The following is a 24,960-nucleotide window of genomic DNA, read 5'->3' as shown; positions in this document are numbered from 1 at the left end:
CCCGGGTTGTGCAAAAAGGGAGACTTTCGAGTCTCCCTTTTTTATTTCAGCGCTTTATTACACTGTGCGCCTGTCAGGTCCTTGGCTAAACTGCCGCTTCATCAATCAAAAAGCAGCTCACCATGCTTCGTTTATTGTTCTGGATTGCCCTGATTGCCGCTGCAGTGTGGTTCTGGCGCAAGTTCAAGGGTCAGGCTTCCACCCCCAGGCCCCCTGCCGAGCGGGACGCGGCGCCCATGGTCCGTTGCGCCCATTGTGGCGTCCACCTGCCCCGCGACCGCGCGCTGAGCCTCGACCAACGATGGTATTGCAGCCAGGCTCACCTCGAGCAAGACAAGGATTCCAGCGGCCGCTGACACGTCACCTAGCGGCCGATTAAGGACTATCGCGCGTACCCAAGGAACTGAAAGGCGCAGATCGACGTCTGACACAGATTATTCAAGACCTCTCTCTGCGAATGAACCGGGTAATCGAAAACGTCCTGCACCTGCAGCGCCGCGAGCAAATGTCGCCGCTACGGCTCGAGCTGAAATCACTGGAAATACTCGAAAATGAAGCCCCAGCCCGCCATATCAAGGGCCTGGGGCTTTATCTGTCCGGCCAGCCGGGCGAAAGCATTCCGTCCCGCCTAAACTTCAAGGCACGCCAGGAAAGCGGCTGCTTTTGCATGACTTTTGCTCACGGACGGAACCTACGTTGAACACCAAACCACGACAAAAAGTCTTGATTGTCGATGACGAACCGGACATTCGCGAACTCCTGGAAATCACCCTGGGAAGGATGAAGCTGGAGACGTTCAACGCCCGCAACGTCGGCGAAGCGCAATCCCTGCTCAAACGCGAAACCTTCGATCTATGCCTGACCGACATGCAGTTGCCGGACGGTACCGGCCTGGAGCTGGTGCAGCACATCCAGCAACGCCACCCCCGGGTCCAGGTGGCAATGATCACCGCCTATGACAGTCTCGAAAACGCGATCAATGTGCTCAAGGCCGGGGCATTCGACTTCCTGACCAAACCGGTGGACCTTACGCGTCTGCGTGAGCTGGTCACCAGCGCCCTGCTGGTTCCTGCCCGCGGGGTCGGCATCGATCGTCGCTTGCTGGGCGACTCATTGCCCATGCGCAACCTGCGCGAACACATCACCAAACTGGCTGGCAGCCATGCGACGGTCTACATCAGCGGAGAGTCCGGCAGCGGCAAGGAGTTGGTCGCGCGCCTGATCCACGATCAAAGCCCTCGCGCCAATCAGCCGTTCATTGCGATCAACTGCGCGGCGATTCCCTCGGAACTGTTGGAGAGCGAGTTTTTCGGCCATCGCAAAGGCAGCTTCAGCGGCGCCATCGAAGACAAGCCCGGCCTGTTCCAGACAGCCCACGGCGGCACCCTGCTCCTCGACGAAGTCGCCGACCTGCCGCTGTCCATGCAAGTCAAATTGCTGCGCGCGATTCAGGAGAAATCCGTACGCTGCGTTGGCGGGCAGCAGGAAGTGGCGGTGGATGTGCGCATTCTCTGCGCCACGCACAAGGACCTTGGCTCCGAAGTCGCCGCCGGACGATTTCGTCATGATCTTTACTACCGATTGAACGTGATCGAACTCCGGGTGCCACCCTTGCGCGAGCGTCGTGATGACATCGAAATGCTAGCCAGCCACATTCTCAAGCGTCTGGCCGCCGATACCGGTCAACCTGCGGCGAGACTCCACCCCCAAGCCCTCGATGCGCTGAAGAGCTATCGCTTCCCGGGCAATGTGCGGGAACTGGAAAACATGCTCGAACGGGCGCACACCTTGTGTGAGAACAAACAGATCGAAGCCGGCGACCTGCGCCTGGCTGAAGGCAACTGTGGGGCTGAGGGTGGCGTGCCGGACCTGACCCGGATCGACAATCTGGAAGCCTACCTGGAAAACATCGAACGCCAACTACTGCTCCAGGCCCTGGAGGAAACCCGCTGGAACCGCACGGCGGCGGCTCAGCGGTTGAACCTGTCATTCAGGTCGATGCGCTATAGGCTCAAGAAGTTTGGATTGGATTGAAGCCCTTATCGCGAGCAAGCCGCTCCCACGGGGTCATTGGTGAACACAACAACTGCGAACACCTCAGAACCATTGCAGGAGCGAACTTGCTCGCGATAGCGACCGTATAAACGACTGCGATCCAGCAGTCAGAGCCGCCCGGCAGGCGCATAAGGCGCCGGATCGATAATCGGCGCACGGCCCAGCATTACATCGGCAAACAGCTGGCATGACGCTGGCGCCAGCACCAACCCGTTTCGGTAATGTCCGCAGTTGAGCCAGAGCCCATCAAAACCCGGCACCGGACCGATGTAGGGAATGCCCTCGGGTGATCCCGGGCGCAATCCGGCCCAATGCCCCACCACTTCGGCATCGGCCAGCGCCGGGATCAATTCCACCGCGGACGCTTTCAGGCTTTCCAGTGCCGACCCGGTCGGCGTCTTGTCAAAGCCTTCATGCTCCAGCGTACTGCCGATCAGTATGTGTCCGTCGCGCCGGGGAATCGCATAACGGCCCTTGGCCAGGACCATGCTCGGCAGGAAATCCGCCGCACACTTGTAGAGAATCATCTGCCCTTTCACCGGTTCGACCGGCAGCGTCAGATCAAGAAGCCTGAGCAAATCACCGCTCCAGGCCCCCGCCGTCAGGACGACTTGATCGCCCGGGACAGTACCTGTGGAGGTCTGCACGCCGAGCACTTTGTTGCCCTCACGAACAAACCCGCTGACTTCGCACTGCTCATGGATCGTCACGTTCGGCAGCGCCAGCAACGCAGCCTTGAGTGACTTCACCAGACGCGGATTACGCACATTGGCGACGTCGGCCATGTAGATCGCCCGGGAAAAACCGCTGCCCAGCACCGGCACGGCGTCGTGTGCTGCCGAAATATCCACCGCGCTAAGCGGGCGATTTTCCCGGACAGCCCAAGCCAGCGCTTCAGCCTCGTCATCCAGATCCAGCCAGTACAGACCGGTGGTGTGCACTTCAGGATCAACGCCAGTGGCGGCAAACAAGCGCTCGCCCAGCCGTGGATAAAAGTCCTGGGACCAGTGAGCCAACGCGGTGACCGCCGGGCTGTATCGCCACGGGTAAAGCGGCGAAACGATGCCGCCGCCGGCCCAGGACGATTCCTGGCCGACGCTCGAGCGATCCAGCAGCACAACGCTTTGCACTTCGGAGGCGAGATTGAAGGCCGTCAGCAATCCAATCACCCCACCGCCGACAATCACCACTTGCTGTTGCCTGGTCATGTTCTGATCCAATCGTTAAATAGACAGAGGGTACGAAAGGCACCCGAAATAGAAACTCAGCGCCCCCAGCAGTCTTTGCTGGTCAGGCCGGATTTCGCGTTGACCATACCGAGCACACCGGTGTTGGTGATGGTCAGATCACCGCACTTGTCAGTGGCCATGCTCGAGTCAGCCTTGCGCACCGCCGTCAGCAGAAAACTCTGGTCGGTCAGGGTCGGTGTGATGCTGTAGTAATCATTGCCGGCACTGAGGCCCGTCGCATCGGTGTAGGCATTTTTCTGCGAGTAGAAGCGCTCCAGGAGCTGCGCCTGCTCCGAGAGCAGTCCGGCTACTTCTGCGCGACGGCCCTTGTTCAGGTATTCGGTGAAACTCGGGGCAGCAATGGTCATGACAATACCGATGATCGCAATCACGATCATGATTTCGATCAGGGTAAAACCGCGGTTGGAACTACGCATGCCTCAATTCTCACTCACTGTATTTGTCGCCACATGATGCGACGGCTGCCGCCGGATTTTTCCATCCCCGCAGTACCGTCGCCAGTGGATTCGTTCACGGCCCCGCCATTGTCGCTGGCGTCCTGGGTCGAATGCTCCCCGATAAAGATCACGCCATCGGATAGCGTGTCGCTGTTGTCGACCACTCCATCGGCGTTGCTGTCGAGCATCTTAACGCTGATCGCCGCGGGCAGCTTCAGGCAGACGGCCTTCAACCCCTGATTGCCATGGTAAAAACCGTACCAGTTGCCATTGGCCAGACAGGTGGGCCGGTTCAGCGCTGGCGAATCCGCTGATGTGGCAGCGTGCGCCGACACCGACAGGTTAAGCGCGACGACGGCACCAAACAGTTGTGGCCATAACCTGACAGGTCGCTCAGTACTTCGCATAGATGCTCTCCACCACACTGCGCGAATGCCCCGCGATGCCGACCGCCGTTACCCGATACAACATCGCCGGGGTATTGATTGGCACATTCACCGCATCTCGGCTGACACCGATGTTTTGCACGCCATAAAAGCCGTTGCCCGATGCAATCCAGGTCACTCCGGACGAGGCGCTGAAACCGGCAGCGGTAATTGTCGAGGACTCGGACGGTGGTGCACATTGAACGATGCCGCTACAAACGGGTAGCGCATAACTGTCCCGCTGCACTGCACTCTCGCCCACCCGCAAGGCGGCTTCGGCACTCTGAAACGACTGGTTGCGCAAGGCGACGCTACCGGCCATTTTTTCCTGCAGGGTGGCGCTTTGCATCGATGAAAGACCGATCAGCGTCAGCAAGAGCAAGAACACCAGACTGACCAGCAGTGCCATGCCGCGCTGGGTGTAATACGCCATGGGAAAACGGTTCATCGGCATTCCCTCATGGCAAGCGGTTGCGCAGAGCGGCAACCACGTTGAAGGTTTGATCGCTCACGCGGTGATTCGGATCGGTGAGGGTCAGGCTCAGTCGAACGCTACGAATCAGCGCGGGGTTCGGCGGGTTGCTGCTGTAGCGCGAAGCAGCCAGATCAGTGGCCGTGCTGGCCAGGCCGAAGCTCACGTCGAAAGCGCCGACGTTATCCACCAATACCTGGCCTGCTGCGGCCCCGCCCTTCATGAGCAGTTGGTTGTTGTTGAAGCTGTAAATCAGCCGCCGGATCGGAAATGCCAGTTGCCCTGCCACTGGTGTCCGACCTTCACTGTAGGCCGTCGAATTGGTTCTACAATCGGAAAGCACGGTCCAGTCCGGCTTGTCGCCATTGCTGCCGACATCCGCCGTAACCAGCGTCAAACTGCGACTGCCATTGTCCCAACGGATCGGCGTTACACGATTGGCATGGAAATCACCGTTCTTGCTGGAATCAGTGATCCTTTCCAGGCAACCGAACATCCCGACCATGCGAATCTCCTGAATCATTTTGCTCAACACGAAACGTGCGTCCTCCTGCATGTTCGCGGCCGCATTCTGGCTGAGATAGGTGTTCTTGGCCGCGATGAAAACCTGCACCACGCCCAGCACCACGATCAGGCTCAACGCCATGGCGATCAGCAACTCGACCAGGCTAAAACCCCTGCTGCGGCGCCTCACGGAATCACCATCGGATCAATGGCCGCGCGGCTGCTCAGGATGAAGCTGCGTCGCGAATCGGCAGTATTCGCGGCCCGTGAGTCGTCCCAGGTAATAGTGATGGTGTACACCTGCTGGTTAACGGTAACACTGCCCGTCGCGGAGGCTCCGAGTGAACTGACGATGTTGGCGTTGAAATCAAACAGGTCCTGATCCCGGGTAACATCCGGATTGCCCGAGGCCGGCGGCGCAATGGTGTAATCCGCTGCGGCGTTGGCGCGAATGCGGTCCATCAGGTCGTAGGCGATAAAACTGGCCTGACTGGTCATGCGCGCACTGTCCGTGTACTTCAGCGCATTGAGCTGAACCGCCGCCGCCCCCAGCAGGCCCACTCCCAGAATGACTAACGCCACCAGGACTTCGACCAGCGTCATGCCCTCCTGCGCGCCTTGCCTCCCTGCCCTCATCCGCAACTCCCACCCAATAGAATTCGTCCGTTCAAACACACCGTCAGCGTCCTGCTTTGTGCTCCCCGCCCATAGCTGATCACCACCTCTGAGGACGGTGATGACAATCCGCCCATGCTGTTGAAATCAATGGCAGTGACGTCAGAGGTTAGTGCCAGAGTTGCACCGCCGCTCATCGCCGGAACAACCCGCAATACATTGGCCAAAGCGCCAGTACCGTCGTAAACCGTCAGTTCCCCACTCCAGACATCCCCACCGGCCGTCGGTCGCACCCGTGTGGCATTGCCCCGCTCGATGGCTTCGAGCCGGGCAAAATTCAGGGCTCGTCGCAGGTCAGCGATTTCAGTATCCGCCCTCGTTGTTTGCATCGAGCGGGTAAACGCCGGGACAGCCAGAGTCAGCAGAATCAGAAGGATCGCGATCGCGACCAGCAACTCGATCAGCGTGAAACCTTTTGTAGGATGATCCATCGGGGCCTTCTGCTTCCTTCGGCTATACCTGCTCTTGCGCAGCACAACATTCGAGCGATGCGGTGCGTTTGCGTTGCCATTTCTCGTGCAGGGATTGCGCGGGCCACAGCACGCCACGGAGGGAGATGTCATGCGGCAACAAGGCTTCAGCCTGATCGAACTGCTCATGGGACTGGCAATTACAGGAATTGTTCTGCAGTTGGTCAGCCCGGCGTTCGCAACCCTGATCGAGTCGAACCAAAGACAGCAAGCGGCGCAGGCCCTTTTCAGCAGTATTCGCACTGCCCGGAGCGAAGCCATCGTCCGCAACCAGGCCGTGGTGATTCACGGCATCAATGGCGACTGGAGCCAAGGCTGGCGGATGATTCTGGATATCAGCGGCAAGGGGGAGATGGACAGCGACAATCCACTGCTGGCCGAACGCCAGAGCGGCGCACGCGTGTCGATTGTGGGGAACGGTCCGGTCGAAAGCTCCATACGATTCAGAGGTCAGGGCGAGTCACTGATTGGAGGGACGTTATACATTTGCACCGTTCGCGAACCGGTAAGCCAACATCAAGTGGTGTTGGCACGGACCGGTCGCGTCAGCCTGCGCAACGACAAGGTTGGGCAGCCGTTATGCGAAAAAAGGAATAAATTCAGAGCAACGAACGAACGCGCAGTTCTTTAGGCATAGAGAACGTGATGTTCTCCTCGCGACCTGCCAATTCATCGGCACCGGTGGCACCCCAGGCCTGCAACTGCTGGATCACGCCGCGCACCAGGACTTCCGGGGCGGATGCGCCAGCGGTGATGCCGATACGCTCGACGCCGTCGAACCAGCTCTTTTGCAGGTCTTCGGCACCGTCGATCAGGTAGGCCGGAGTGGACATGCGCTCTGCCAATTCGCGCAAGCGATTGGAGTTCGAGCTGTTCGGACTGCCAACCACCAGCACCACATCACATTCGTCGGCCAGTTGCTTGACCGCGTCCTGACGGTTTTGCGTGGCGTAGCAAATGTCGTCCTTGCGCGGCCCACCGATGGCCGGGAAGCGCGCACGCAGAGCGTCGATAACGCGACTGGTATCGTCCATCGACAATGTGGTCTGGGTCACGAAGGCGAGCTTTTCAGGGTTGTTCACCTGCAACGCCGCGACATCCTTCTCGTCTTCGACCAGGTAGATCGCGCCGCCATTGCCGGCATCGTACTGGCCCATGGTGCCTTCGACTTCCGGGTGACCGGCGTGGCCGATGAGAATGCACTCTCGGCCGTCACGGCTGTAGCGCGCGACTTCGATGTGGACTTTGGTCACCAGCGGGCACGTGGCGTCGAACACTTTCAACCCACGGCCAGCCGCTTCGCTGCGCACGGCCTGGGAAACGCCGTGGGCACTGAAGATCACGATGACGTCGTCCGGCACCTGATCCAGCTCTTCGACGAAGATCGCACCACGGGAGCGCAGGTCCTCGACGACAAATTTGTTGTGGACCACTTCGTGGCGCACATAGATCGGTGGCCCGAAGACTTCCAGGGCGCGGTTGACGATTTCGATCGCCCGGTCCACACCGGCGCAGAAGCCACGGGGGTTGGCGAGTTTGATTTGCATGCTGTGCCTCGTGTCTTGCGCGCGAAAACAATGAAAAACAAACTGTGGGAGCGAGCTTGCTCGCGATGGCGGAGTGTCAGTCAATATCAATATTGAATGTCAGGCACTCATCGCGAGCAAGCTCGCTCCCACAGGGTCCGGTGGCAACAGAAGCTGCCCCGTAATGCCTTACAGCGCTTTGACGGAGATGATCTCTACGTCAAAGGTCAACGTCTTGCCCGCCAGCGGGTGGTTGAAGTCGATGGTCACTTGCGCGTCATCGAACTCTTTGACCACGCCCGGCAGTTCAGTATTGGCCGCATCGTTGAAGATCACCAGCAAACCTGGCGACAGCTCCATGTCCTGGAACTGTGAACGCGGGATGACCTGCAGGTTTTGCGGGTTGGGCTGGCCGAAAGCGTTTTCCGGCTCGATGCTCAGCGTGCGCTTGTCACCGGCCTTGAAACCGAACAGCGCCGCTTCGAAACCTGGCAACAGGTTGCCGTCACCGACCTTGAAGGTCGCCGGGGCTTTATCGAAGGTGCTGTCCACCGTGTCGCCGTTCTCCAGGCGCAATGCGAAATGCAAGGTGACTTCCGTGTTCTGGCCGATGCGTTGCTCAGCCAATACCTGTTCAGTCATGAACGGTTTCTCCGGTCTTTTTACTTTTGAACATATCCAGTGCCAGCATGACAGCACCAACCGTGATTGCGCTGTCGGCAAAGTTGAACGCCGGGAAATACCAGCGATTCTGCCAATGCACCAGAATGAAATCGATCACATGGCCCAGGGCAATGCGGTCATACAGATTGCCCAGTGCGCCGCCGAGCACCAGTGCCAGCGCAACCGCCAGCCAGGTCTCGTTGCGCCCCAGACGCTTGAGCCACACCACCAGCACCGCACTGACCACGACAGCGATCAACGCGAACAGCCAGCGCTGCCAGCCGGAGCTGTCAGCCAGGAAGCTGAATGCCGCGCCAGTGTTGTAGGCCAGGGTCCAGCTGAAGTAATCGGGGATGATCACGATCTGCTGGTACATCTGGAGCTTGCCTTCGAAGTAGAACTTGCTGGCCTGGTCGATGACCAGGACCAGCAAACTCAACCAGAGCCAGCTCAGCCGTCCGAAACGGCCAACGGCATTAGGCATAGTGACGGACCTCGCCAGCGCCGCTGATGTTGTCGACGCAACGGCCGCAGATTTCCGGATGCTCCGGGTTCACACCGACGTCTTCACGGCAGTGCCAGCAACGAGCGCACTTGGCGTGGCCCGACTTGACGATTTTCAGCTTCAGGCCGCTGACTTCAGTGACCACGGCATCGGCCGGTGCTTGCACCAATGGCGCAACACTGGCGGTCGAAGTGATCAGTACAAAGCGCAGTTCGTTGCTCAACTTGGCCAGGTCGGCGGTGAGCGCGTCTTCGGCGAACAGCGTCACCTCGGCCTGCAGGTTGCCACCGACAGCCTTGGCTGCACGCTGGATTTCCATTTCCTTGTTGACCGCGACCTTGACCGCCATGATCCGGTCCCAGTAAGCGCGATCCAGCTCGATGCCTTCCGGCAGTTCGCTCAGGCCTTCGTACCAGGTGTTGAGCATGACAGACTCGTTACGCTCGCCCGGCAGGTACTGCCACAATTCGTCGGCGGTGAACGCCAGGATCGGCGCGATCCAGCGCACCAGCGCCTCGGAGATGTGGAATAGCGCAGTCTGGCAGGAACGACGGGCCTTGCTGTCGGCTCCAGTGGTGTACTGACGATCCTTGATGATATCGAGGTAGAAGCCGCCCAGTTCCTGCACGCAGAAGTTGTGGATCTTCGAGTACACGTTCCAGAAGCGGTATTCGCCGTAGTGCTCTTGCAGTTCGCGTTGCAACAGCAGGGTACGGTCCACGGCCCAACGGTCCAGAGCCAGCATTTCTTCGGCCGGCAGCAGGTCGGTGGCCGGGTTGAAGCCGGTCAGGTTCGAAAGCAGGAAACGCGCGGTGTTACGGATACGCCGGTAGGCGTCCGCACTGCGTTGCAGGATCTGCTCGGAAACCGCCATTTCACCCGAATAGTCGGTCGAAGCGACCCACAGACGCATGATGTCGGCACCCAGGGTATCGTTGACTTTCTGTGGCGCGATCACGTTGCCCAGGGACTTGGACATCTTGCGGCCGGACTCGTCGACCGTAAAGCCGTGAGTCAGCAGTTCGCGATACGGTGCGTGGTTGTCGATGGCGCAACCGGTCAGCAGCGACGAGTGGAACCAGCCACGGTGTTGGTCCGAACCTTCCAGGTACAGGTCGGCGCGCGGGCCGGTTTCGTGACCCATCGGGTGCGAACCGCGCAGAACGTGCCAGTGCGTAGTACCCGAGTCGAACCAGACGTCGAGGGTGTCGCTGATCTTGTCGTACTGCGGCGCTTCATCGCCCAGCAGTTCGGCGGCGTCCAGCTTGAACCAGGCCTCGATGCCTTCGACTTCAACACGCTTGGCAACTTCTTCCATCAGCTCGACGGTTCGTGGGTGCAGCTCGCCGCTTTCCTTGTTCAGGAAGAACGGGATCGGCACGCCCCAGTTGCGCTGACGGGAGATGCACCAGTCCGGACGGTTGGCGATCATCGAGTGCAGGCGCGCCTGGCCCCAGGCCGGGACGAACTTGGTGTCTTCGATGGCCTTGAGCGAACGCTGGCGCAGGGTGTCGCCGGTGGTCGGCTGCTTGTCCATGCCGATGAACCACTGCGCGGTGGCGCGGTAGATCAGCGGGGTCTTGTGGCGCCAGCAGTGCATGTAGCTGTGTTCGATGACGGTGGTGTGCAGCAACGCACCGACTTCGGTCAGTTTGTCGACGATGGCCGGGTTGGCCTTCCAGATGAACTGGCCGCCGAAGAATTCCAGCGACGGAACGTAAACGCCGTTGCTTTGGACCGGATTGAGGATGTCATCGTTGACCATGCCGTACTTCTTGCAGGTCACGAAGTCGTCCACGCCGTAGGCCGGAGATGAGTGAACCACACCGGTGCCGGCGCCCAGTTCAACGTAGTCGGCCAGGTAAACCGGCGACAGACGGTCGTAGAACGGGTGACGGAAGTTGATCAGTTCCAGCGCTTTACCGGTGGTGGTCGCAACGACCGAGCCTTCCAGCGAGTAGCGCGCCAGGCACGACTCGACCAGCTCTTCAGCCAGCACCAGCAGTTTGTCGCCGACGTCGACCAGGGCGTAGTTGAATTCCGGGTGAACGTTCAGCGCCTGGTTGGCCGGGATGGTCCACGGGGTGGTGGTCCAGATCACGATCGAGGCAGGCTTGGCCAGCGACGGCAGACCGAAAGCGGCAGCCAGTTTGGCTTCATCGGCAATCGGGAAGGCCACGTCGATGGTCGAGGACTTCTTGTTTTCGTACTCGACTTCCGCTTCGGCCAAGGCCGAACCACAGTCGAAGCACCAGTTCACAGGCTTCAAGCCCTTGAACACGAAACCGCCCTTGACGATTTCGGCCAAGGCACGGATTTCACCGGCCTCGTTCTTGAAGTCCATGGTCTTGTACGGGTTGGCGAAGTCACCCAGCACACCCAGGCGGATGAACTCGGACTTCTGCCCTTCGATCTGCTCGGTGGCGTAGGCCCGGCACAGTTCGCGGGTCTTGTCGGCGCCCAGGTTCTTGCCGTGGGTCACTTCGACCTTGTGCTCGATCGGCAGGCCGTGGCAGTCCCAGCCCGGAACATAAGGCGCGTCGAAGCCCGACAGGGTCTTCGAGCGGATGATCATGTCCTTGAGAATCTTGTTCAGCGCATGACCGATGTGAATCGAGCCGTTGGCGTACGGAGGGCCGTCGTGCAATACGAACTTCGGACGATCCTTGCCAATCTCGCGCAACTTTCCGTACAGGCCAATACTGTCCCAGCGCTGCAGGATCTGCGGTTCGCGCTGTGGCAGGCCGGCCTTCATTGGGAAGGCGGTGTCCGGAAGGTTTAGCGTGGCTTTATAGTCGGTCATTTAAGGCTCTTCATTAGCGATGGGCGCTAGGTGCGGCTAGTGCACGGGCGGCGGCGATATCCGCGTTGATCGCCGTTTTCAACGCCTCCAGAGAGGCGAAACGCTGCTCTTCACGCAGCTTGTGGTGGAAAACCACCGTTAAACGCCGGTCATACAGATCGCCGGCAAAATCTAAAAGATGTATTTCGAGGTGGGCCTTGCCATCACCTTGTACCGTTGGCCGCACGCCGATATTGGCGACGCCTGGCCAGGTCTTGCCGTCGATGTCGACGTTGACCAGGTAAACCCCGGAAAGCGGAACGCGACGGCGCTTGAGTTGTATGTTGGCCGTGGGCGTACCCAACTGGCGAGCCAGCTTCTGGCCGTGGAGTACCCGCCCGGTAATCTGGAACGGGCGACCTAGCAGTCGCTCGGCCAAGGCAAAATCAGCTGCGGCCAGGGCATTGCGGACCTGAGTGCTGCTGACGCGAATACCGTCCAGCTCAACGGTTTGCGCCGCCTCGACGGTAAAACCCTGAACAATGCCGGCCTGTTGCAGGAAATCGAAATCTCCCGCGCGGTCACAGCCGAAACGGAAGTCATCCCCGACCTCCAGGTGCTGGACGCCAAGACCGTCGACCAGAATGGTATCGACGAACTCACTGGCACTGAGCTTGCTCAGGCGCTGGTTGAAAGCCAGGCACAGAACACGGTCGACGCCTTCGGCAGCCAGCAATTGCAGCTTGTCCCGCAGGCGGGCCAGACGGGCCGGCGCGGTGTCCGGAGCGAAGAACTCTCGCGGTTGCGGCTCGAAAATCACCACGCAGCTGGGCACGCCCAACTCGAGCGCACGCTCACGCAGGCGCGCCAGGATAGCCTGGTGGCCGCGGTGTACACCGTCAAAGTTGCCAATAGTGGCGACACAGCCCCGATGCCGGGGGCGCAGATTGTGGAGGCCTCGAACCAGCTGCATAACGCGCTTCTTGCTCATAAAGTGGTCGATTATAACCACACCCGGCGGCCGACGACAGGCAACACCGTAACCCAAAGTGATCGAGCCGACAAAACCGCCGGCTCGCCCGTGTTTATCAAGGCCAGAACCTCAGCCCAGCGCCTTGCGATTGAAGTCGCGCAAACGGAAGCCCATCAACACTAACATGCCGAAATAAGCCACCACACCGGCAACGACCAAGGCACCCAGACGCAGGAAACGCTCAAGCATCTGCCCCTCGCCCCAGGCCGGCATGAAATGCATCCCTGCCAGCAACACGCCAGACATCACCGCTACCGCAACCACCAGCTTGAAGCCGAACTTTGCCCAGCCCGGTTGCGGCTGGTACATCTGCTGTTTACGCAGCTGATAGAAGAGCAGCCCTGCATTGAGGCAGGCGCCTGCGCTGATGGCGAGCGCCAGGCCCGCGTGAGCCAGCGGACCGATCAGCAACAGGTTGAACAACTGAGTGACGACCAACGTGAAAATTGCGATTTTTACCGGCGTGCGGATGTTTTGTTGCGCATAAAAGCCCGGCGCGAGCACTTTGATCACGATAATTCCGAGCAAACCGACGGAATAGGCGATCAACGCGCGCTGAGTCATGACCGCATCATGGGCATCAAACTGACCGTACTGGAACAGCGAAACCGTCAACGGCTCGGCCAGAATCCCCAGCGCGAAGGCGCAAGGCAATACCAGCACGAAGCATAGACGCAGGCCCCAATCGAGGATGCGCGAGTATTCGTGGCGATCCTTGCTGGCGTAAGTCTTGGCCAGAGTCGGTAGCAGAATCGTCCCCAGCGCCACGCCCAACACGCCGGATGGCAACTCCATCAAACGGTCGGCGTAGTACATCCAGGACACGGAACCTGCGACCAGGAACGAAGCGAAAATCGTATTGATGATCAGCGAGATCTGGCTCACCGATACCCCGAGAATCGCCGGCAACATCTGCTTCATCACTCGCCAGACGCCGCTGTCGCGCAGGTTCAGGCGCGGCAACACCAGCATGCCGATTTTTTTCAGGTGCGGCAGCTGATAGAGCAACTGTGCCAGCCCCCCCACCAGCACCGCCCAACCGAGCGCCATTACGGGCGGATCGAAGTACGGTGTCAGGAACAACGCAAAAATAATCATGCTGACGTTGAGCAGCGTCGGCACGAATGCCGGGACCGAAAAACGGTTCCAGGTGTTGAGGATCGCACCCGCCAGCGACGACAGGGAAATCAGCAATATGTAAGGAAAGGTCACCCGCAACAGACTCGTGGTCAGCTCGAACTTCTCGGGCGTATCGATGAAACCCGGCGCGGTCACCCAGATGACCCACGGGGCGGCAATCATGCCCAATGCCGTGACGAGTGCCAGCACCAGCGTCAGCAGGCCGGAAACATAGGCAATGAAGGTTCGCGTCGCCTCATCCCCTTTCTGACTTTTATATTCGGCAAGAATCGGTACGAATGCCTGGGAAAACGCCCCTTCGGCAAAAATCCGCCGCAACAGATTGGGCAGTTTGAAGGCGATGAAGAAGGCGTCTGTCGCCATTCCCGCGCCGAATGCACGCGCAATAAGGGTGTCACGAACAAATCCCAAAACCCGGGAAAGCATCGTGATAGAGCTGACGGCGGCCAACGATTTGAGCAGATTCATTGAAAGAGTTTGTGCCTGTCGATAAACAGCAGGCGAACTACGCGCCCACTTATGCGATACTCCGCGCCGCAACAGCACAGAGCCAAAGCTCGCGAGTTTACAGGTCGCACGCTGGAAAGAAATATCCAGAGGTGTAGCACCTACCACTTAGCGGAACGTCTCAACCGCCCTTGACAAGACCTCAACTCATCGGCATGATTCGCGGCCTATTTTGTTTGCTATTTCCTAAAAAGTCTTTCGAGGAGCTCGACGGTGGCCAACTCACCTTCCGCCAAAAAACGTGCAAAACAGGCTGAGAAGCGTCGCAGCCACAACGCCAGCCTGCGTTCCATGGTTCGTACCTACATCAAGAATGTAGTTAAGGCCATCGACGCAAAAGACGCTGCCAAAGCTCAAGCTGCTTACGTTCTGGCTGTGCCAGTTATCGACCGTATGGCCGATAAAGGCATCATCCACAAGAACAAGGCCGCTCGTCATAAGAGCCGCCTGAATGGCCACGTGAAGGCCCTGAACGTTGCCGCTGCTGCCTAAGCGACTCGTTCATTAAAAAACCGACCTCAGGGTCGGTTTTTTATTGCCTGCGATTTGATGAACGCGACACAAAAAAATGTGGGAACGGGCCTGCTCGCGAAGAGGGAGTGTCAGTAGACGCACACGTCATCTGATACACCGCATTCGCGAGCAAGCCCGCTCCCACATTTCGTTTTGCGTAAGGTTACTGAGCGTGCGCCCAAGGCAAAATCGGAATCGCCGTCACCGCATTCTGCGGACTGCCCTCGATCAGGCGATCGCTGTACACCAGGTACACCAGCGTATTGCGCTTTTTGTCGAGGAAGCGCACCACCTGCATGGTCTTGAACACCAGAGACGTGCGCTCCTTGAACACCTCGTCACCATCCTTGAGCTCACCCCTGAAGCTGATCGGTCCGACCTGCCGGCAAGCGATAGACGCTTCGGCACGGTCCTCGGCCAAACCAAGACCACCCTTCACCCCGCCGGTCTTGGCGCGCGACAGATAGCAGGTCACGCCGTCGACCTTGGGATCATCAAAGGCCTCGACCACGATCCGGTCATTCGGCCCGACGAACTTGAAGACCGTCGACACCTGACCGATCTCTTCGGCCGACGCCAGCAGCGGCATCGCCAACAGCAATCCCAACAATCCTTTTGCCACGCGCATTCAGGTATTCCTTCAGACCAGGATCAGGTTATCGCGGTGAACCAGCTCCGGTTCCGCCATGTAACCCAACAGACCGACAATCGCCTCAGACGACTGACCGATGATTTTTTGCGCCTCCAGCGCACTGTAGTTGGCCAGGCCACGGGCAATCTCGCGACCGTCCGGCGCCACGCAAACCACCATCTCGCCGCGACGGAAGCTGCCCTGCACCAATTTGACCCCAACCGGCAGCAAGCTCTTGTTGCCCTGAGACAACGCAGTCACCGCACCCGCATCCAGCACCAGAGTGCCACGGGTTTGCAGATGACCGGCCAGCCACTGCTTGCGCGCCGCCAACATGCCGCGCTCCGGCGACAGCAGGGTGCCGATGCGCTCGCCCGCCTTGAGGCGATCCAGCACACGCTCAAGCCGCCCGCCAACGATGATGGTGTGAGCACCGGAACGGGCCGCCAGACGCGCAGCACGCAATTTGGTCTGCATACCACCACGCCCCAGCGCACCACCGGTGCCACCCGCCACCGCGTCGAGCGCCGGATCATCGGCGCGCGCCTCGTAAATCAGCTGGGCATCCGGATCGTTGCGCGGATCAGCATCGAACATGCCGTCGCGATCCGTCAGGATCACCAGCAAGTCCGCCTCGACCAGGTTCGCCACCAGCGCCGCCAGGGTGTCGTTGTCGCCAAAACGGATTTCGTCGGTGACCACGGTGTCATTCTCGTTGATCACCGGGATAACCTTCAGTTCGACCAGCGCACGCAAGGTGCTGCGGGCGTTCAGGTAGCGCTTGCGGTCGGACAAGTCGTCGTGAGTCAGGAGAATCTGCGCGGTATGCCGGCCATGCTTGGCGAAGCTCGACTCCCAGGCCTGCACCAACCCCATCTGGCCGATTGCGGCGGCAGCCTGAAGTTCGTGCATCGCACTGGGTCGCGAGGTCCAGCCCAAACGGCTCATACCGGCCGCCACCGCCCCGGAGGACACCAGCACCAGCTCGACACCCGCCTCATGCAAGGCCACCATCTGCTCAACCCAGACACCCATTGCCGCGCGATCCAGGCCTTTGCCGTCCGCCGTCAGCAAAGCGCTGCCGATCTTCACGACCCAACGCTGCGCACCTGTCACCTTGCTCCGCATCATCTTCAACCTTAGCTTGAGGGCAGCGCGACCCAGCGCTGCCCGTGACGTTATTCGTGGTTACTCGTGGCCAACAATCGATTTCCAGATACCAAAACGCCGCTCGATTGAGCGGCGCTTAAGTTTATCGCAACGAATCAGTCACGCACGTAAATGATTTCCGGACCGTCTTCGTCATCCACATCTTCTTCGTCCCAATCATCGTCGCCGATGTCGTGGACCGACTTCACGCCGCTGCGACGCAGGGCACGCTTGTCATCCAGCGCCTGCAGTTGCGCGCGAGCTTCGTCTTCGATGCGCTGATCGAGATCGGCCAGCTCTTCCTTGTAGGCCGGGTCATTGGCCAGGCGATCGGCACGATCTTCCATGTAACGCATGATGTCATGGCACAGACGCTCGGTACCGAGTTTGGAGATAGCCGAGATAACGTAGACCGGACCAGTCCATTCCAGGCGATCAACGATCTCCTTGACGCGAACATCATGTTCTTCATCAAGGATCTGGTCGCACTTGTTCAGCACCAGCCAGCGATCACGCTCCGCCAGGGACGGGCTGAACTTGATCAGCTCGTTGACGATCACTTCAGCGGCATCCGGTGCGCTGGCATCATCCAGCGGCGCCATGTCCACGAGGTGCAGCAGCAGACGCGTACGCGCCAAGTGCTTGAGGAAGCGAATGCCCAGACCAGCACCTTCGGAAGCGCCTTCGATCAAACCCGGAATATCGGCAATGACGAAGCTCTTCCAGCGATCGACGCTGACCACACCCAGGTTCGGCACCAGCGTGGTGAACGGGTAGTCGGCAACTTTCGGCTTGGCAGCCGAAACCGAACGGATAAAGGTACTTTTACCGGCGTTCGGCAAACCCAGCAGACCTACGTCAGCCAGTACTTTCATTTCCAGCTTCAGGTCGCGCTGCTCGCCCGGCTTGCCCGGAGTGGTCTGGCGCGGCGCACGGTTGGTACTGGATTTGAAACGGGTGTTGCCCAGACCGTGCCAGCCGCCCTGCACCACCATCAACTTCTGACCGGCCTTGGTCAGATCGCCGATGACTTCCTGAGTCGCGGAGTCGATCACCGTGGTGCCGACCGGAACGCGCAGGATCAGGTCTTCACCCTTCTTGCCGGTGCAGTCGGTGCTGCCGCCGTTGGAGCCACGCTCGGCATCGAAGTGCCGGGTGTAACGGTAGTCCACCAGGGTGTTGAGGTTTTCGTCGGCCATCATGTAGATGGAACCGCCGTCACCGCCATCTCCGCCGTTCGGGCCACCGTTCTCGATAAATTTTTCCCGACGGAAACTCATGGCGCCATTGCCGCCGTCACCAGCCTTTACGCGAATCGATACTTCATCAACAAACTTCATAACAAACGCCTCTCGCCATACGGACGAGCCGAAAAACAATCAAGACATAAGACTCTTGCAAAAATGAGCGCAGCGACCCTGAACCACGATACCTACATCGTACGCCGACAGCCCATACAAACAGCTTTGCAAGAGACTCACCCCACAAACGAAAAAGCCCCGTCGCGAGACAGGGCTTTTCCAGCGATCGCGCAATTAAGCTGCGACTACGCTCACGTAACGACGACCGAAGGCGCCTTTTACTTCGAACTTGATCACGCCTTCGACTTTAGCGAAGAGGGTGTGATCTTTACCCATGCCAACGCCGTAGCCAGCGTGGAATTGGGTGCCGCGCTGACGCACGATGATGTTGCCTGCTTTGATAGCCTGGCCGCCATACATCTTCACGCCAAGGCGTTTGGCTTCTGAGTCGCGACCGTTACGGGTACTACCACCAGCTTTTTTGTGTGCCATGAGTTCAATTCTCCTAGTGAGGAATTAGGCTGTAATTAAGCCTGAATACCGGTGATTTTGATCTCGGTGTACCACTGGCGGTGGCCCATACGCTTCATGTGGTGCTTACGGCGACGGAACTTGATGATGCGGACTTTATCGTGACGACCTTGGGAGATCACTTCAGCCACAACGGTAGCGCCAGCAACAACTGGAGCGCCGATATTCACGTCGTCACCGTTGGCAACCAACAGAACGCGATCAAAGGTAACGGATTCGCCGGTAGCGATTTCCAGTTTTTCGATCTTCAGGTATTCACCTGGGGCGACTTTGTACTGCTTGCCGCCAGTAACGATTACTGCATAAGACATGGTATTTCTCCGATAATCCTGCTCACCCAGCTCTTTATAAGAAGAGGTATTGGCTGGCATGGCTGCATGGGGCTGGAGGCCCGCTTGCAATTGCGTAAGGCAGGTGCTGCCCAGGAAGTTCAGGGTGCGCGATTGTACGCAAGCCACGCTAGCCTTGCAAGAGGCCGTCCATCGCGCCTTGACACCTGCAAGCGTGGGTCCTAGCATGCCGCGCAACCCTTCTGGAGCGACTGTCGCTGATGCAACCCCAAGCTTTCTACCGCGCGGTGGCGGACGATTTTAGCGCCGTCGACGGCATCATCAAGAAGCAGCTGACTTCCCGAGTGCCGCTGGTATCGAAAATCGGCGATTACATTACCTCGGCCGGCGGCAAACGCCTGCGCCCTTTATTGGTGTTGCTGTGTGGCAAGGCTCTTGGCCGTGAGGGCGACGAACTGCGTCTGCTGGCCGCGACCATCGAGTTCCTGCACACCGCCACCCTGCTGCATGACGATGTGGTCGACATGTCCGGCATGCGCCGTGGCCGCTCGACCGCCAACGCCATGTGGGGCAACGCGCCAAGCGTACTGGTCGGTGACTTCCTGTATTCGCGCTCATTCGAAATGATGGTCGAACTTGGCTCGATGCCGGTGATGAAGATCCTTTCGCAAGCCACGCGCATCATCGCCGAAGGCGAAGTATTGCAGCTGTCGAAGGTGCGGGACGCCAGCACCACCGAAGAAACCTACATGGAAGTCATCCGCGGCAAGACCGCGATGCTTTTCGAAGCCTCGACCCACAGCGCCGCCGCCCTGTGCCAGGCCACGCCGGAACAGGCCGAAGCCCTGCGTACATTCGGTGATCATCTGGGCGTGGCCTTCCAACTGGTCGACGACCTGCTCGACTACAAAGGCGACGCCGAAACCCTGGGCAAGAACGTCGGTGACGATCTGGCCGAAGGCAAGCCGACCCTGCCACTGATCTACACCATGCGCGAAGGTACGCCGGAACAGGCCGCCCTGGTGCGCAAGGCGATCCAGAAAGGCGGAATCGAAGACCTGGAAAGCATCCGCGAAGCCGTGGAAGCCTCGGGCTCGCTGGAGTACACCGCGCAACTGGCACGCGACTATGTGGCACGCGCAATCAAGTGTCTCGAAGCGCTGCCTGCCAGCGAGTACCGCGATGCACTGGTTGAACTGAGCGAGTTCGCGGTCGCGCGTACGCACTGACAACACTGCAAGCCCCCTGTGGGAGCGAGCTTGCTCGCGATTAGGCACTTACATTCAACATTGTTGTTGACTGAAAGGACGCCATCGCGAGCAAGCTCGCTCCCACAGGTTTGTTCCCCACAGGTTTTCCTGCGCTGCACCCCTCCCGGCTAAAACCCTATATAATGTGCGCTTTTTAGCGATCCTGAATCCAAGGAGCCTTAGTGAGCACGTTGCCACCCTGCCCAAAATGCAATTCCGAATACACCTATGAAGACGGCGCCCAGCTGATCTGCCCCGAGTGCGCCCACGAATGGTCCGCCAGCGGTGAAGCCGAAGCTGTGTCCGATGACACAGTGAAAAAGGATTCGGTCGGCAACGTCCTGCAAGACGGCGACACCATCACCGTGATCAAGGACCTCAAGGTCAAGGGTACGTCTTTGGTGGTCAAGGTCGGCACCAAGGTCAAGAACATCCGCCTGTGCGATGGCGATCACGACATCGACTGCAAGATCGACGGCATCGGCCCGATGAAACTCAAGTCCGAGTTCGTCAGAAAAGTCTGAGCCTGCTGTCCGCCATCCCGCACCTGGCGTGGGATGGCCCCTCACCCTCCCCTGCTTCGCCCAGTAATTCCTCGCAATAGCCAAACGCCAGTCGTTTTGACCTGACGCAATCTTTACCCGGAAAAAAGCACAAACCGCCAATAGGCCCTTGCTATTTGATGAATAAGAATTATTCTCATCAAACCTTCAATGGAGATGAGAACCATGACTTATCTGATCGATGCCTGGCTGGACCGCCCACACCCTTACCTCAGGATCCTGCATCGGGAAACCGGGGAAGTCTGTGCCGTGCTTGAAGAGGAAGCCTTGAGCGAACTGCAGGACCAAGGTGATCTTGACCTCAATGGCCTGAGTTCCAGTGAGCCGGTGGTGCTCAAGGAACTGGTGCGTAATCTGTTTCTGTTCTGCTATGCCCGGGCGTTGCGCCCGCACAGTGAACTGCACCACAAGATCGAAATATGAAAAACGCTGCAAAACTTTGTAGGAGCGAGCTTGCTCGCGAAGAACTCAAACACACCGCGTTCATTCAGGATGGCCGCGTTATCGTTAACGCCCATCGCGAGCAAGCTCGCTCCTACAGGTACAGGTAATCAGCGGGTCTTACAGAACGTCGAGCAGTTCGACGTCGAATACCAGTACGCTGTGCGGCGGAATGCTGCCAACGCCTTGAGCGCCGTATGCCAGCTCGCTCGGCACGTACAGGCGCCATTTGCTACCGGCGTTCATCAGTTGCAGGGCTTCGGTCCATCCGGCGATCACGCCGCCAACCGGGAACTCTGCTGGCTGGCCGCGCTCGTAGGAGCTGTCGAACACTGTGCCGTCGATCAGGGTGCCGTGGTAATGAGTACGCACGGAGTCTTCACGGGATGGCTTGGCACCTTCGCCAGCGGTCAGGACTTCGAACTGCAGGCCGGAAGCCAGAGTGGTGATGCCTTCACGCTTGGCGTTTTCAGCCAGGAAGGCCAGGCCTTCGCCAGCAGCCGCTTCAGCCTTGGCTGCAGCTTCGGCCTGCATGATTTCGCGGATGACTTTGAAGCTGGCGGACATTTCTTCCTGACCCACACGGCTTGGCTTGCCGGCGAATGCGTCGGTCAGACCAGCCAGGATCGCGTCCAGGCTTACGCCCGGTGGCGGGTTGTCGCGCAGTTGGTCGCCCAGCTGACGGCCAATACCGTAGCTGACGCGGGTTTCGTCGGTGGACAGATTTACTTCGGACATGACACTGCTCCGCTGTGCGGACGGCTCGGGAACTTGCCATGCGTGCACAGCGCGTCCCGGAGCGCCCGGAACCAAAAGGGCCAGCAGACTAGCACAGATGTCATGCCTTTGATGAGGGACCTCAGGCGATCGGCACCTTCAGGTTTTCCTCAACATCGGCAACCAGACCGCACATTTCGTCGTGCACGACCGTGTGCACAAGGTTGAAGTGCAACTTGGGAAAGGAGCGCAGCACATCACGGGCATGCTCCACCGAACGCAGGCTCATCATGTGTCCGTGGGTATCGCTCAATGGATACGCCGCGCCATGCATCCGCGCCTCCAGCAGGTAGATGCCCCCCTCCATCGAGATCAGGTTCAGCTCATCGACCTTCCCGGCGACGGCATACGCATTCAACTCATTCAGGGTCATGAACGCACCTCACGCAGTGGCGAACCAACATACTTACAGGGATAGGCCTCGGCGCATCAAAGCACAAGCCACAAACGACGCCGCCCGTCTGTTTTGCAACCCTGTGGGAGCGTGGCTTGCCCGCGATGGCATCACCTCGGTCTAACGATGAACCGCAGTGATGCCATCGCGGGCAAGCCACGCTCCCACAATGGAAGTTGAAATCAGTGCTTGGTGACTTTATCCAGGTAACCCATGGCGAAGGCCGAAACCACGAAGGTCATGTGGATGATCACGTACCACTGCAAATGCTCGGGATCGACGTTCTTGGCGTCCATGAAGATGCGCAGCAGGTGAATGGACGAGATCGCCACGATCGATGCGGCCACCTTCATCTTCAGCGACGAAGAGTCCATGGTGCCCAGCCAGTTGAGCTTTTCCTTGCTGTCGTCGATGTCCAGTTGCGAGACGAAGTTCTCGTAGCCGGAGATCATCACCATCACCAGCAAACCGCCCACCAGGGCCATGTCGATCAGCGACAGCAGCACCAGGATCAAGTCCGATTCGGCCATCGAAAACACGTTCGGGATGACGTGGAAGACTTCCTGGAAGAATTTCAGTGCCAGCGCCAGCAGTCCGAGGGACAGGCCGAAATAGATCGGCGCCAGCAGCCAGCGCGAGGCGTACATTGCATTTTCGATAAAGCGTTCCATTGAATCTCACACGTTGGACTGGAAATGGCGGCGAGTATACCAGCCACCCGTCCATACCCAGAAGCAGCCAGAAACCGTCGAAAAATCCGTCACCTGCGCCTGTGTATCAAAGTTTTTCTGCTAGTGTCCAAATCATTGACTGCTCAGTGATGTCGGACAGGAAGACTGGAAATGGATGTGCAATTGCCTTTGACGAGTGCCGGAATTTGCCTGGCGCTGCTGCTGAGCGGCTGCTCACCCAGCGAAGAGAAACGCCAGGTCAGCCTCGAAGAAAAAACCGCGCAGTTCGAAAAGTCGCTGGACGCCATTCAGGATCCGAAGCTCAAGGATGCCGTGTCGGAGCTGGGCGGCTCACTGCTGCTGCTCGAACGCGCGCAACTCAAGCTCGACAGCAAGCCGGTGGAAACCGAATACGGCGAAGACGCCCTCGCCATGCTCAAGCACTACCCGAGCCCGCAGGCCCTGGTCGACACCTACATCAACGGGGTGTTCGTGCTGCAAAAGGACTCCGGTTCCGACTATCTGATCGATCTGCAGCCAGTGTTCCCCTTCACGTTCAGCGTTCCTGCCGCGTTTTTGTTTCCCCATGGCCTGGAATGGCAGTCGGTCACGCTAAGCAACAAACGGGTGATTCCATTCCAGCCGGAATGGTCGGAAACCGACCCCGGCATTCAGCTCAGCCCATCGAGCTCCAACCTGACCAACCCCGATGACCTGACCGTGGCCTACCCCTTCATCGAAGGCCTCGACATTGACAGAAAGCAGCAACCGCAACCGGTGAGCCTGCAAGGCAAAGTCGAAGTCATCGCGCCACGGCGCCTCTACAGCTTCGACCTGACGAAAAAGGACGTAGGCCAGACCCGCACCAATGACAACCTGAGCGTCACCCTCCTCACATTGACGAACAACTACGCGGAGATCGAATACAACAACAGCACGCCGCTGGCCCCCGAAGTCAGTGAAGCACCGCTCAACCCGCTGATCGTCCAGGCCAGGGACAGTACCGGGCAATTCATCGCGCGCGCCGGTTCAATCAACGAAACCTCGGTACAAATTGCCTTCTATCAGCAGCAACTGGCCAAGATGCAGCAGCAAAAGAGCTGGAGCGAGTCCCTGGAAAAACAGCTCGATGAAGAGCAACGCAACTTTGAGAAACAGCAGGCTCGACATTATTCGAAGGTGTACTTCAACGGGACGATCGAAACTCTCGAAGTCAGCATGCTGGATTTTTCCGCCGTCACGGTCACCCGAAAGGACCTCGACCTGCCGATCCGGCGCTTCGATGCCTATACCACGGACAAGTCCATCCAGCCCTTGAACCTGTCCGTGGTGGTCTATGACGACCAGGCGGCGGGCTGGCTGAAAGGGGCAACGCTGAGTGAGGAACAACTGAAAAAGAACGTCAGCATCAGTCAGTCGGTCGACGACCCCAGCGCTGCGCGAATCGAATTCACTCACCTGCGTACCTTCAACGATGAGCTGCTCGGTACATCGTTCAACCCCGGTGAAAGTCCGGTGAGCTTCTTTACCGAAGACACTCGTGGCAATCGCGACGAGCCGATCGAACTGCCGTCAGAGGCGTACCAGATCGATCCCCTGCGCGGCACCATCACTTACGATCTGAATCTGTTTCCACAAACCCCGGCCTATGCGGTGGGCTCGATGCCGATGTTCCTGGCCACGGTCGACAAGCAAACCGTCGAAGCCCGTCAACTGCCCAAGGGCCTCGCGCTCAAAGACAATGCACTGGTAGTGGACCTGAAGGTATTTCCCGCCCAGGACTGGCGCTTTTTCGCCAAGGACGACAGCGGTAGTTACTTGAAGGAGATTCTATCGGTCAGTCATGGCGCGAGCGCACAGGGGCCGGCGCAGTTTGCCGTGCATTACTTCTACGGGCAGCCTACGCGCCTGGAAACCTATCAGCGCACTGATCTCACCACCGTGCAATATGGTTTCGAAGTCAAACTCGACAAGGCCGACATGACGCGCCTTGATCAATAGTGCC

General features: G+C 59.0%; 29 protein-coding genes and 1 pseudogene. 9 read left to right on the top strand and 21 right to left on the bottom strand.

The window, feature by feature from the left end:
* Positions 1-122: 122 nt before the first annotated feature.
* From AC1RS8_RS20225 to AC1RS8_RS20215, 3 genes and pseudogenes are all read left to right on the top strand, one after another.
* Positions 123-356, top strand: coding sequence for a PP0621 family protein (locus AC1RS8_RS20225; RefSeq protein ID WP_057713250.1), 234 nt, complete (start codon positions 123-125; stop codon positions 354-356).
* Positions 357-397: 41 nt separating this feature from the next.
* Positions 398-700: pseudogene (locus AC1RS8_RS20220) on the top strand (hypothetical protein); the annotation flags it as partial.
* Entirely contained in the window at positions 697-2,034 is a 1,338-nt protein-coding gene (locus AC1RS8_RS20215) for a sigma-54-dependent transcriptional regulator (RefSeq protein WP_489339246.1), read from the top strand. The pseudogene AC1RS8_RS20220 and the gene AC1RS8_RS20215, both read left to right, overlap by 4 nt.
* Before the next feature lie 128 nt (positions 2,035-2,162).
* On the opposite strand, the gene thiO is transcribed toward AC1RS8_RS20215, so the two are convergent.
* From thiO to AC1RS8_RS20180, 7 genes are read right to left on the bottom strand one after another with little or no spacing between them, the layout of a single operon-like run.
* Positions 2,163-3,263 carry a glycine oxidase ThiO gene (gene thiO / locus AC1RS8_RS20210; RefSeq protein WP_489339247.1) on the bottom strand — a complete coding sequence of 367 codons (1,101 nt, stop codon included), beginning with the start codon at positions 3,261-3,263 and terminating at the stop codon, positions 2,163-2,165.
* 56 nt (positions 3,264-3,319) lie between these two features.
* Positions 3,320-3,721, bottom strand: a complete 402-nt coding sequence (locus AC1RS8_RS20205) for a type IV pilin protein (protein ID WP_223500380.1) — start codon at positions 3,719-3,721, stop codon at positions 3,320-3,322.
* Between the two features lie 14 nt (positions 3,722-3,735).
* The gene (locus tag AC1RS8_RS20200; RefSeq protein WP_489339248.1) at positions 3,736-4,149 is read right to left on the bottom strand and encodes a hypothetical protein; all 414 of its coding nucleotides are present in this window, start codon (positions 4,147-4,149) and stop codon (positions 3,736-3,738) included.
* Positions 4,136-4,615, bottom strand: coding sequence for a pilus assembly PilX family protein (locus AC1RS8_RS20195; protein ID WP_489339249.1), 480 nt, complete (start codon positions 4,613-4,615; stop codon positions 4,136-4,138). Before AC1RS8_RS20195 ends, AC1RS8_RS20200 begins: the two co-directional genes overlap by 14 nt.
* Before the next feature lie 10 nt (positions 4,616-4,625).
* The gene (locus AC1RS8_RS20190) at positions 4,626-5,333 is read right to left on the bottom strand and encodes a PilW family protein (protein WP_489339250.1); all 708 of its coding nucleotides are present in this window, start codon (positions 5,331-5,333) and stop codon (positions 4,626-4,628) included.
* Complete coding sequence (gene pilV, locus AC1RS8_RS20185; protein WP_489339251.1) at positions 5,330-5,779, bottom strand: type IV pilus modification protein PilV; 450 nt, start codon at positions 5,777-5,779, stop codon at positions 5,330-5,332. The genes AC1RS8_RS20190 and pilV overlap by 4 nt, the downstream gene beginning before the upstream one ends.
* Positions 5,776-6,249 carry a GspH/FimT family pseudopilin gene (locus AC1RS8_RS20180; protein WP_223500361.1) on the bottom strand — a complete coding sequence of 158 codons (474 nt, stop codon included), beginning with the start codon at positions 6,247-6,249 and terminating at the stop codon, positions 5,776-5,778. The genes pilV and AC1RS8_RS20180 overlap by 4 nt, the downstream gene beginning before the upstream one ends.
* Positions 6,250-6,379: 130 nt before the next feature.
* Here AC1RS8_RS20180 and AC1RS8_RS20175 point away from each other — a divergent pair, with 130 nt between their 5' ends.
* Complete coding sequence (locus tag AC1RS8_RS20175; RefSeq protein WP_154947287.1) at positions 6,380-6,919, top strand: GspH/FimT family pseudopilin; 540 nt, start codon at positions 6,380-6,382, stop codon at positions 6,917-6,919.
* On the opposite strand, the gene ispH is transcribed toward AC1RS8_RS20175, so the two are convergent.
* From ispH to murJ, 6 genes are all read right to left on the bottom strand, one after another.
* A complete protein-coding gene (gene ispH, locus AC1RS8_RS20170) occupies positions 6,888-7,835 on the bottom strand; it encodes a 4-hydroxy-3-methylbut-2-enyl diphosphate reductase (protein ID WP_057713239.1) in 948 nt (315 codons plus the stop codon). The genes AC1RS8_RS20175 and ispH overlap by 32 nt on opposite strands.
* Positions 7,836-8,003: 168 nt before the next feature.
* Entirely contained in the window at positions 8,004-8,441 is a 438-nt protein-coding gene (fkpB, locus tag AC1RS8_RS20165) for an FKBP-type peptidyl-prolyl cis-trans isomerase (RefSeq protein WP_489340648.1), read from the bottom strand.
* A gap of 7 nt (positions 8,442-8,448) precedes the next feature.
* Positions 8,449-8,961: a signal peptidase II gene (gene lspA / locus AC1RS8_RS20160; protein ID WP_007970932.1), complete on the bottom strand. Its 513-nt coding sequence runs from the start codon at positions 8,959-8,961 to the stop codon at positions 8,449-8,451.
* Entirely contained in the window at positions 8,954-11,785 is a 2,832-nt protein-coding gene (gene ileS / locus AC1RS8_RS20155) for an isoleucine--tRNA ligase (protein WP_057713238.1), read from the bottom strand. Before ileS ends, lspA begins: the two co-directional genes overlap by 8 nt.
* 13 nt (positions 11,786-11,798) lie before the next feature.
* The gene (ribF, locus tag AC1RS8_RS20150) at positions 11,799-12,737 is read right to left on the bottom strand and encodes a bifunctional riboflavin kinase/FAD synthetase (RefSeq protein ID WP_493163391.1); all 939 of its coding nucleotides are present in this window, start codon (positions 12,735-12,737) and stop codon (positions 11,799-11,801) included.
* 129 nt (positions 12,738-12,866) lie between these two features.
* Positions 12,867-14,405, bottom strand: a complete 1,539-nt coding sequence (gene murJ, locus AC1RS8_RS20145; protein ID WP_489339252.1) for a murein biosynthesis integral membrane protein MurJ — start codon at positions 14,403-14,405, stop codon at positions 12,867-12,869.
* A gap of 252 nt (positions 14,406-14,657) precedes the next feature.
* Between murJ and rpsT the strand changes: the two genes are divergently transcribed.
* The gene (gene rpsT / locus AC1RS8_RS20140; RefSeq protein WP_007970922.1) at positions 14,658-14,936 is read left to right on the top strand and encodes a 30S ribosomal protein S20; all 279 of its coding nucleotides are present in this window, start codon (positions 14,658-14,660) and stop codon (positions 14,934-14,936) included.
* A gap of 184 nt (positions 14,937-15,120) precedes the next feature.
* Here the strand turns inward: rpsT and AC1RS8_RS20135 are convergent, their stop codons facing one another.
* The 5 genes from AC1RS8_RS20135 to rplU form a co-directional block, all read right to left on the bottom strand.
* The gene (locus AC1RS8_RS20135) at positions 15,121-15,585 is read right to left on the bottom strand and encodes a CreA family protein (RefSeq protein WP_090451491.1); all 465 of its coding nucleotides are present in this window, start codon (positions 15,583-15,585) and stop codon (positions 15,121-15,123) included.
* A gap of 12 nt (positions 15,586-15,597) precedes the next feature.
* Complete coding sequence (proB, locus tag AC1RS8_RS20130) at positions 15,598-16,716, bottom strand: glutamate 5-kinase (protein ID WP_489340649.1); 1,119 nt, start codon at positions 16,714-16,716, stop codon at positions 15,598-15,600.
* Between the two features lie 137 nt (positions 16,717-16,853).
* Positions 16,854-18,077 carry an Obg family GTPase CgtA gene (cgtA, locus tag AC1RS8_RS20125; RefSeq protein ID WP_056728711.1) on the bottom strand — a complete coding sequence of 408 codons (1,224 nt, stop codon included), beginning with the start codon at positions 18,075-18,077 and terminating at the stop codon, positions 16,854-16,856.
* A gap of 195 nt (positions 18,078-18,272) precedes the next feature.
* Positions 18,273-18,530, bottom strand: a complete 258-nt coding sequence (rpmA, locus tag AC1RS8_RS20120) for a 50S ribosomal protein L27 (RefSeq protein ID WP_003281574.1) — start codon at positions 18,528-18,530, stop codon at positions 18,273-18,275.
* Positions 18,531-18,565: 35 nt separating this feature from the next.
* Positions 18,566-18,880, bottom strand: a complete 315-nt coding sequence (gene rplU, locus AC1RS8_RS20115) for a 50S ribosomal protein L21 (protein WP_003176051.1) — start codon at positions 18,878-18,880, stop codon at positions 18,566-18,568.
* Between the two features lie 239 nt (positions 18,881-19,119).
* Between rplU and AC1RS8_RS20110 the strand changes: the two genes are divergently transcribed.
* From AC1RS8_RS20110 to AC1RS8_RS20100, 3 genes are all read left to right on the top strand, one after another.
* Positions 19,120-20,088, top strand: a complete 969-nt coding sequence (locus AC1RS8_RS20110; protein WP_090451493.1) for a polyprenyl synthetase family protein — start codon at positions 19,120-19,122, stop codon at positions 20,086-20,088.
* Between the two features lie 203 nt (positions 20,089-20,291).
* Positions 20,292-20,633 carry a zinc ribbon domain-containing protein YjdM gene (locus tag AC1RS8_RS20105; protein WP_008154270.1) on the top strand — a complete coding sequence of 114 codons (342 nt, stop codon included), beginning with the start codon at positions 20,292-20,294 and terminating at the stop codon, positions 20,631-20,633.
* A 204-nt stretch (positions 20,634-20,837) separates the two neighbouring features.
* Positions 20,838-21,095 (top strand): PA4570 family protein, encoded by a 258-nt coding sequence (locus AC1RS8_RS20100; protein ID WP_008052059.1) that lies wholly within the window; start codon positions 20,838-20,840, stop codon positions 21,093-21,095.
* A 138-nt stretch (positions 21,096-21,233) separates the two neighbouring features.
* Here the strand turns inward: AC1RS8_RS20100 and bamJ are convergent, their stop codons facing one another.
* From bamJ to AC1RS8_RS20085, 3 genes are all read right to left on the bottom strand, one after another.
* Complete coding sequence (gene bamJ / locus AC1RS8_RS20095; protein WP_008022510.1) at positions 21,234-21,851, bottom strand: BamJ family beta-barrel-assembly machinery protein; 618 nt, start codon at positions 21,849-21,851, stop codon at positions 21,234-21,236.
* Positions 21,852-21,972: 121 nt separating this feature from the next.
* Positions 21,973-22,263 (bottom strand): DUF6482 family protein, encoded by a 291-nt coding sequence (locus AC1RS8_RS20090; RefSeq protein ID WP_218497994.1) that lies wholly within the window; start codon positions 22,261-22,263, stop codon positions 21,973-21,975.
* A 203-nt stretch (positions 22,264-22,466) separates the two neighbouring features.
* Complete coding sequence (locus AC1RS8_RS20085; protein ID WP_007970904.1) at positions 22,467-22,955, bottom strand: TIGR00645 family protein; 489 nt, start codon at positions 22,953-22,955, stop codon at positions 22,467-22,469.
* A 171-nt stretch (positions 22,956-23,126) separates the two neighbouring features.
* Between AC1RS8_RS20085 and AC1RS8_RS20080 the strand changes: the two genes are divergently transcribed.
* Positions 23,127-24,956: a hypothetical protein gene (locus AC1RS8_RS20080; RefSeq protein WP_489339253.1), complete on the top strand. Its 1,830-nt coding sequence runs from the start codon at positions 23,127-23,129 to the stop codon at positions 24,954-24,956.
* The last annotated feature ends 4 nt before the right edge of the window (positions 24,957-24,960 follow it).

The organism is Pseudomonas sp. GW821-FHT12A04, assembly GCF_058807755.1.
Note: the sequence above shows the minus strand (reverse complement) of the source record. Positions and strands in the feature narration are given on the sequence as shown.